The sequence below is a fragment of the Oscillibacter sp. KLE 1745 genome (assembly GCF_000469445.2).
GTDB lineage: Bacteria > Bacillota > Clostridia > Oscillospirales > Oscillospiraceae > Oscillibacter > Oscillibacter welbionis.
The window spans coordinates 5743-6057 of sequence record NZ_KI271764.1; the positions used below are offsets into that span (position 1 = coordinate 5743).

A 315-nucleotide genomic window follows, 5' to 3' on the forward strand; every position below is an offset into this window, starting at 1 on the left:
GGCCGCGGCGGGCGGAAGCGGCGGGCTGATGGCCGCCGCCGAAACGTACGCCCAGGAGCTGGGGCTGGCCTTCCAGATCCGGGACGACATGCTGGACGTGTGCGGCGACGCGGCGGAGTTCGGCAAGCCCATCGGTTCCGACAAAGAGGAGGGGAAGGTCACCTTCATGGACCTGCTGGGGCTGGAGGGCTGCAGCCGGGCGGTCCGCGCCCATACGGAGGCGGCCAAGGCCGCGGTGGCGGACTGGGACACGGACGGCTTCCTGGCCGCCCTGGCGGACTCCCTGGCGGAGCGGAACAAGTGAAGAGCGGGGCC

At 72.4% G+C, this 315-nt stretch carries 1 protein-coding gene; it reads left to right on the top strand.

Annotated features, from left to right (window positions below):
* On the top strand, nucleotides 1-304 hold a 304-nt coding region (locus HMPREF1546_RS15635), incomplete at its 5' end, for a polyprenyl synthetase family protein (RefSeq protein ID WP_021752114.1).
* Nucleotides 305-315 lie beyond the last annotated feature (11 nt).